Source organism: Ruminococcus sp. AM42-11 (assembly GCF_003480145.1).
Lineage (GTDB): Bacteria > Bacillota > Clostridia > Lachnospirales > Lachnospiraceae > Blautia_A > Blautia_A faecis.
The window spans coordinates 22,096-31,090 of the sequence record NZ_QUIO01000049.1 but is presented as its reverse complement, the minus strand read 5'-3'; the positions used below and the strand labels follow the sequence as shown (position 1 = coordinate 31,090).

The following is an 8,995-nucleotide window of genomic DNA, read 5'->3' as shown; positions in this document are numbered from 1 at the left end:
TTCTAAAATTAAGAGTAAATGTTTTTATTTGGATGCAAAAATGGCAATTCGCAATATAAAATTTAAAATCCGTAAATGTTTTTATTTGGATGCAAAAATGGCAATTCGCAATATAAAATTTAAAATCCAAAAAGCATACTATAGAATATTCAATCATCAAAAGTATCTAAGCTTTATAGAATTTGAAAAAAACATTCAAGAACTGTTTGATATTCTTGATGATCGAAAGAACTATTTATAGTCACCTTCCAGGCTTCCAAGTATGTCCACAAGCCGCACAACGATTAACGGTCTTGCTGCTACCTAAAAAGCCAGAGAATAAACTGTATCCTCTCTGTCCTGTGGTGATCTGGGTAGATCCACATTTAGGACAACGTACTTGGTTTATATTTTGTTGCTCGGACTGTTGTTGCGCTAAATTCATTGCTTTTCTTTGATTTTGAATCTCAATTAATTCATTATATTTTGAAGTAAATGAAATAATATCATCGCCTTTAAGTTTATTCATAGCAAGAACATAATCTGGATTTGGAGATCCAAAGTGTGATATTTTTGCCAATTCACCATCCTCAATATTTAAAAGTTCTACTGGAGAGTTGCAAAATATACATTTACCGTCTTTAACTTTGTTTTCTAGTCCAAATCCTACAAAATATTCTTTTTCTGCTTCAAAGGTTTTATATTTAAGTAATGAGTTAAAATAATCTTTGTCGCTTTTAATCTTGCTTCTGTTTTTCTCCATACAATTACGACAGCAATAAATCTTCATAATCACCCTCCAATTTATAATTTTATATTGCAAGTATAACATTATAAATAGATTATTTCAATTTGATTTTTAACTACGATAAAACTGAGGGTACATTTAATAATGGAAAGAATTTATCTGAATTTTGGGAAAGTATTAAAGACTTTTTTACAAAGAAGCAAGATGTTGTTAAAAATTATAATCCAACCAATAATGAGCAAGAATATTTTAAAAGATTAATTAACGATATTCCAAAAGAAGCTGATTTATCAAGTGATGAATATAAAAATCTGGCTTCAACATGGGCTAATGAGTTAGATGAAGGCAATAATAAATTAATTGAATATAATTCTAATACAGAATTAGGATCTCAAAATTTAGCCAATTTTGCTCAATCTCAGCAAACAGTTATACAAGGTACAACAAAATTTGGCGCTGCTTTAAAAACCGCAGGTAATGTCGCAAAGACATTTGTTGGAACTCTTGGCAATATGGCAATAGCTATGGCTGCATCCTGGGCTATTGGCAAAGTATTTGAAGCCATAGATGATTATAGACATCGTAGCGAAAATATCATCAAAGCTGGACAGGAAGCAAAGGATTCTATTGACAGCACATTCAAAAGCTTCGAAGAAGGTAAGCAGTCCATCATGGACCTTGGATCTTCATTCGGTGATCAGACAGAACAAATAAAAAATACCGGTGATGCAATCGATCAAGTTGCCGAAAAATATGTAGAGCTTCGTAAGGGAGTAAATCAGAATACAAACGAGAATGTATCATTATCTACAGACGAGTATCAGCAATATATTGATCTCAGTAGTAAGCTTGCCTCTCAGTTTCCTGGTCTGGTAGCAGGTTACGATAGTCAGGGAAATGCTGTATTAAACCTTGCTTCCAATGCAGATAAGGCTGCTGATAGTATTCGTAACTTATATGAGGCACAAGTTTCTTCTGCAAATGTTGATATGGGGAAAAATCTACAAGCAACATATGATGGTGTTGTTACACAGACAAGTCAATATGCGGAAGATATTCAGAAAAAACGTGATGAACTAGCTCAACTAGATATTGATATTTCTGAGAACAAACGTAGTATTTTAACATATGGAAGTAACAATTTTGAAGTTCAGAATTTGTATGGCGATAAAGAAAATGTTATTACTGATGTTCTAAAAGAGAACGGATTATACAAAGAGAATACTGGTGATGACGGAAGCATCTGGAATTTCTATGCTGAAGGTCTTGCTGACAAGTCAAAACAAGAAATAGATAGGATGAATGAACAGATTACAGCTGGTATGGAATCCTATTATTTAACATTGGAATCTCAGAGAAGTCAACTTCAGAGCGAAATTAATTCCTATGACTTAATGATTGAAGATCAATGGCGTAGCATGGCTCAATCACTTGGAAATTATCTTCAGACATCAAAATCATTTAATGAGCTTGATGATAGTCTTCAGAGTGCATTTCTGGCTAATATTTCAAATCTTGATTTAACTGCATTAAATGATCCTGATGGTGAATATAAAGGACAGGTACTTGATTTTCTGTATGGTGAATTTCTTGGGCCAATGTCTCAGTTTAGTACGGATGTACAAGAAAGTCTTGCAAAAGCACTACAAATTGATCCTTCTAAATTAACTATTGATGAATACAGGTCGCAAGTTGATGAAGCATTTAAAGATGCTTTTGGAAATGACACAGAGGAAAAGAAAGAACTCCAGGAGCGGTTCAAGAATGCTTATGGTATTGATTCATCTATTGAGGACATGGAAGATAACGCAGAACGTCTTAAAGAAGCATATGCAGATTTTCCAAATGCCAGTGATTTTATTGACCAGATGCAGACAGGCGATCTGTCAATTGCTGCACAGTTAATTGATAATGGTTCAGTTGATATTGAGAAAGGCACAGATGGATTAGTTTCTGCCATTGAAAGATATAAGAAAACGGTAGCAGAATCCACAGATGGTCCTACTCTCTCATCAATTCTTGGCGATTCTGATAATGAAATCTCATCTTCTATTGATTCTTTGCAGTCAGATATTTCTTCTTTATCAGATACTCTTACAAAGCTTAAAACAGGCGAGTTTAAAGATTCAGATCTCACTGACCTTATTCAACAGTTTCCACAACTAGCTTCTGGTACAGACGATTTACAGAAATCTATTTCAAACCTCAAAGTATCTAAAGTAACAGATAGTATAAAAAAAATAGATGATGCGATGGTTGGTGCTTCTAAAGAAGAGATGGAATATGCTAAAGCTCTTAAAGGAAGCATTCTGAAAGAAGCTGATTTGTCTGATATTGATGCTGCTACAGCGAAGCAGGAAATAGAAAAACTGTTCAAAAATGCTTATAGCTCTGCGCCACAGACAGTTGCAGAAAATATGGCAAAAGGATTTATCAATTCTTATTCAAGCTATATGACATCTGACACAGGCGCCCAAGCAATGCTTAAAGCGGTCGAACAGAATATTGGAAATATCACTTCTACTGGATTCGATTGGGGAAAAGAAATTCAGAATTTTCTTCCAACTACAGCAGATTTTATTAATAATGAAACAATCCAATCCCAGCTCACAGATTATCAGGATAAATATCAGTCACTCTATCAAGCTCAAAAAGATCTAAAGAACGGTCTTATGACTGGTTCTACAAGAAAGACATTCCTGGATAAATTCCCAGATCTTGCAAAATATGCAGGAAATACAGAAGACCTCTCTTCTGCTATTGATGATCTGATGGATTCTATGGACAGTGATGTAACTAACCAGTTTACAGATGCTATTAAAGCTCTTCAGGATGCCGGACAGTATGCAGATGCAAGTGCATTACAATCTTATGTTGAAGCTGTTTTAGATGGTGCCCATGATATCGAGGGTGCTTATCAAAAAATCGCAGGTCTTAAAATCCCTACACCTCAGTATGCAGAACTTAAAGAGGCTCTTGAATCTTCAAACGAGGGTGATCTTTACAACGAACTTCTCTCTCAGTATAAAACTGCAAAAGAGGCATGGGAAAAAGGTGAAGTTGGTACAGATGACTTTAAGTCTTTTGCTTCTATTATTTCTCCTACAGGTGTATCTGATGCAGTAAACTTTGGTGAGAATCAGGCAATGTTTGAAAGATACTTCCAGGATACATCTACTGGTGTTGAAAATTTCCTAGAAGATCTACAGAAGCTTGACCTTGCTTCTAATGAAAGTGGTCATTGGACCAGTACATTAGGAAATAACCTTGATGAAATGCGAGACGCTGCACAGAGACTTAATATGGGCTTTGAACCATTTATGATGATGTTTGGTCGTCTCGAAGATTATGGTGCTACTACTGACTTCTTCACTACGGAAGAGGATGGGCAACAGCATTTATCTGATCTCTATCAGCAGATTGCAGAAAAGAAACAAAAACTTGCAGAAATTAAAGCAGATCCGGATTTAGCTGGAGATCAGTCTGCTATTGATTCTCTCAATAAAGATTTAGATGAACTTTATGCGAGAGTAGAAAATACAAAAACTGGAATTGAAGAGCTTCCGGATAAAGCAACTTATTATGAAGCAAAGAATCTCGAACAGGCTAAATCAGTTATCACTCAGATGCAGGATGAAATTAATCAGGCAGCTGCAGAAGGAAATGATGAATTAGTCAAAATTCTTGAAAAAACTCGTGATCAATATTTAAAAGAAAACGGATATATTCTTAAAGAACAGCCACAAGGTCAAACTCAGCAAGGGACTATTGAAAATCCGTTAGCAAGAGAATTCACAAATCCAACTAAATTTGGTGATTATGAGACAGTCATCAAGAAGATTCAGAATGCGACAGATGAACAAACATCTTCTCTTGAGGAAAATCTTAAAGTATTAAGCCAATATTCTGAATCTCAGCTCAGTGGAATAAATTTATCCGATGGACAGTATGATGCCGGTTTTGAGGATGCTGAACAAGCACTTGACAACCTTTCTAGCACATTTGGTCTTACAAAAGATCAAGCGGTACAGTTAGCAGCTGTTCTTTCTGATATGGGGCTGATCAAAGCAACTCCTAAAGTTGACTTAACTACAGTTCAGGATCAGATTGATAATGCAAAAGATGAGTTACAGGATAGTAATATTACTGTTGATTTAAATTTTGATATTTCTACTTCTAGTAAAGAAGAACTTCAAAAAAAGAGTCAAGAAATTCAGGAAGAGTTAAATAACAATACATCTCTTTCTGATTCTCAGAGAGTATCTTTACAGGGAGTAAAAGATTCTGTTGATAACCAGGTTGTTACGCTTACAGTACAGGAAAAAGTTGAAAAAGATGGTGATGTAGACGAGCTTCTTGCAATGGATGATCAAACACTTGCCACAACACTTGACCTTGATGTTAATAATGCTGACCAATTATCAACAGCTAGGGATGAGCTACAATATATTAAAGACAATCAAGATGCTCAGATTGATATGACTGTTAAACTGGATGAGACACAGTTTAATCAGTTATTAGGTGACGGTGAGAACGCTTCTATTGATGTTACAGCAAACAATGAAGAAGCAAAAGAAAAGATAGATGAAGCTAAGAACTATGCAGAAAGTCAGAAACCTCAAATGAAAATTGATGGCAACAATGATCCTGCTATCAATAAAGGTACTTCTGCTACTCAGATGATCAACAACATGACTGGAATTATTAAGGTTAATGCTGACACATCTGGTATGGCAAGTGCTATTAATTCTGAATTGTCAAAGCCTCATACTATCAATATTTCCGCAAATGTTTCTACGCATGTTAGTGGTGGAACAGGTAAGTCTACAGGAACTATGATTCGTGTCGCTCATGCCGATGGAACTGCTTATAATGTTATCAATTATACTCCTGCTCATGCAAGCGGAAATGTAACACTTTCACATGATGAAACTGCTTTAGTTAACGAAGAAGGCATTGGCGCTGAATCAATTGTGCGTGATGGTAAATGGATGATTATTCCTGGTGGTGCACATTTTGAAAATCTAAAAAAAGGCGACTTAATCTTCAATAAAAAGCAGACATCCGAGCTTATCAATTCAGGACATGTTACATCTGGAGGTGGACATGCTAGAGCTTATGCAAATGGTACTATTGGTGCTTATGCAGGAGGTAATTCTGGTGTTTATTTAAACTGGGATAAAAATCGTACTCAAGTTGGCAATCAGTCAACCTCATCTTCCTCCAATTCCACAACTACCGATAAAAATACAACTTCTGTTAAGAAAAATACAGACACCGTAAATGACAATACCGAAAAGGTAAAGAAATCTACTAAGGTATATGACTGGGTAGAAATCCGTATTAAGCATTGGTCTGATCAGGTTCAGAAAATCGCTGATAAAATCACTGATTATATTAAGAAGTCACTTAAAACATCTTTGCTCAAACAGCAAATTCGTAAGATGAACTATGAGATTGGGTCTAATCAGAAAGGTGCAAAAACCTATATGAAAAAGGCTAACTCTATAGCAAACGAGTACACTTATTATAATAGTGATGGCGAAGAGATTAAAACCAATGTACCCAAAAAATATCAGAAACTTGTACAAAAAGGTGCTTATCGTATTGAAGACATGGACACTAGCACTGATGAAGGTAAGGCTCTGGCAGAGGCTATTGATCAGTATAAAACATATTACGACAAGGCACAGGATTGTAAACAGGCTGTTGTTGATCTGAAGAAAGAGCAAATGGAATTGTTTGAGCAATGGCTAATATGCCAACTGAAACAGCTGAACAGGCATTGGAACGATTACAAAATGGTTTTAATGGATTGAATGCAACTCAGTCAAGGTTATCTGCTGTTCAAACAGGTGGATCAACACAAAAAGCTATAGCAGACGCTGCTACTGCAAGTTACGAATCAGCACAGGTAGTTACAGAAAAAGCACAATCAAATCTTGACACAGCAACTGCGAAAGCAGATAAGGCAACTACAGCTGTAAATAGAAAGAAAAAAGCACTTCTTAAATCAAAAGGTCTTACGAATGAGCAGAAAAAAGCTATTAAATCCGGAAAGACTATTGATACCAGTAAGATTACTAACAAGACTACGAAGAAACGTGCCGAAGAGTATAATTCTGCAGTTAAAAATAAAAAGAAAGCAGATTCTAAAAAGAAAACGGCTCAAACTAAATTTAACACTGCAAATAAGAATTCTTCATCTCTTAAGACAGATGCCGAAGCAGCAATCGTCGGATATCAAGAAGGAAACGAACTTTCCTATATGGATTCCTTAACTGATCAGAATGTGACACAGACAAAGCAAGCTGCAAATATTAACAACAAGGCTTGGGAGGAAACTAAGAAAAATCTTAACGCCCAGGAGAAAGCCAAGAAACAAGCAGACGATAAGGTTAGTAAAAAAGCTAAGGCTATTAAGAAAAAGTTTGGTAGTAAGCTGAGTGATAATCAGAAAAAGAAATTAGCAGCAGGTAAAGAAATAAATGTCGATAAGATAAAAGACAAGTCTCTTAAAAAGGCTCTTACAGCATATAATAAATATGTTACTACTGCAGCCGAAACAGAACAGAAATTAAATATTGTCACAGATGCAGAATCAACAGCGGCAGCTAATGCAGCGGAATCACAGACAGAAGCAGCTAAAGCTACAGTTGAAGCAATTCAAAGTAAATTTGATAATGCGAAGACGTATTATGAAGGATTGTTAGGATATCAGGAAAAGTATAATGCAATGGAAGAAGCAAACATTGATTTATACAATGCTCATGGAAATTATGAGCGTTCTTCTGATTATGAGATCAAGATCTCAAATACTGAAAGTCTGAAAAATATCGCACAGAACAAAGTTGATGAGCTTGAGAAAAGATTTCAAGAAGGTGTTGATAATGGCACAATTGTAGAAGGATCTCAGGAATGGATTAATATGAAATCCGAGATTGTAGAAGCAAAAAAAGCTGTAACCGATTACGACACAAGTATTGAAAATCTGAAACAGCAACAAATTGGTGTTTATTATGAAGAACAGTTTGATCGTGCAATAGAGAAAATTGATCAGTTCAAGGACCGTATTGATACACTGAACGGAATTATCTCTGATGATATGAAAATTGATAAAAATACTGGACTTCTTACAGAATGGGGAGCTACTTCTGTAATGTTGAATAGAAATCAGTTTTCTGCAAATCAAGAAGAAATGAGAAAGCTTCTTGAAAAAGAAAATGATGTGAAAAAACGCTACGCTAATGGTGAAGATATGTCTTCTGAGTTTGGCGAAAAGACTTATGATGAATATATAAAAGATATTCAGTCTAAATATAATTCTTTAATTTCATCAAATAGTTCTCTCCAGAATGATATGCTCTCTCTTATCAAAAATCAGGCTCAAGCCGAATTGGATGTTCTCAACAAGGTAATATCTAAGCGTAAGGAAGCACTTTCTGAAAAGGAAAAATACTATGATTATGATAAAACTTTAAAAGATAAGACCAAAGACATTCAGATCCTTGAACGTCAAGCGGCAGCTCTCCAGGGTTCAACAAATGCTGAAGATAAAGCACGTTTGGCAAAGATCCAGGAACAATTATCAGATGCAAGAGAAGATCTTTCTGATACTATGACAGATCATGCTTTCAGTATGCAAAGTGATGCGCTTGATAAATTATCCTCAGATATGAGTGATGATTTTGACAAATGGTCTAACGACATAAGCTCTAATGTAGAGAAAATGAGTAAAGCTATTAATGAAGCAGTTTCAAATTCTGCTCTTAGTAATGCGCAGGTTCTCAATAATCTTTCTACTATTCTGAAAAATGTTGGATTAACAGACGAACAGGTTAGTTCTACATTATCAGGACTTACCGGTTATGCTTCCGGAACTGATTATGTTCCAAAATCTGGTATGTACAGAGTTAATGAAAATGGAATGGAATCAGTATTATCTAAAAAGTATGGTACTCTCACATTCTTAAACCAGGGCGACAAAGTATTTACGGCAGACTTTACTAAGAGGCTTATTGATAATGCAGGTATCGCTACACAGAGTAGTCAACCACAATTTGGCGAGATGTATAAGGAACTTATGAATGCGATTACCAACACAAATAATCAATCTTATGAGCATAGTACAGTTTACAATATTGTTGTAAATGAAGCTACTGATGCAAATGCAGTAGGTGATATTGTCGTTAAGAAGATCGATGCATACGAAAAGAAGCGTGTAAGAGATTTTAAGAGTCTTAGATAAACACAGGAGGGCATAGTGTC

At 35.3% G+C, this 8,995-nt stretch carries 4 protein-coding genes; 3 read left to right on the top strand and 1 reads right to left on the bottom strand.

Annotated elements, in window-relative coordinates:
* Positions 1 to 241: hypothetical protein (locus DW904_RS23295; RefSeq protein WP_207664934.1), on the top strand; the 241-nt coding region annotated here is incomplete at its 5' end.
* On the opposite strand, the gene DW904_RS19745 is transcribed toward DW904_RS23295, so the two are convergent.
* On the bottom strand, positions 242 to 769 hold the full coding sequence (locus DW904_RS19745) for a hypothetical protein (RefSeq protein ID WP_118583838.1): 528 nt from the start codon (positions 767 to 769) through the stop codon (positions 242 to 244).
* Between the two features lie 62 nt (positions 770 to 831).
* Between DW904_RS19745 and DW904_RS19740 the strand changes: the two genes are divergently transcribed.
* Positions 832 to 6,546 (top strand): hypothetical protein, encoded by a 5,715-nt coding sequence (locus DW904_RS19740; RefSeq protein ID WP_118583836.1) that lies wholly within the window; start codon positions 832 to 834, stop codon positions 6,544 to 6,546.
* On the top strand, positions 6,477 to 8,975 hold the full coding sequence (locus DW904_RS19735; RefSeq protein WP_118583834.1) for a hypothetical protein: 2,499 nt from the start codon (positions 6,477 to 6,479) through the stop codon (positions 8,973 to 8,975). Before DW904_RS19740 ends, DW904_RS19735 begins: the two co-directional genes overlap by 70 nt.
* Positions 8,976 to 8,995 lie beyond the last annotated feature (20 nt).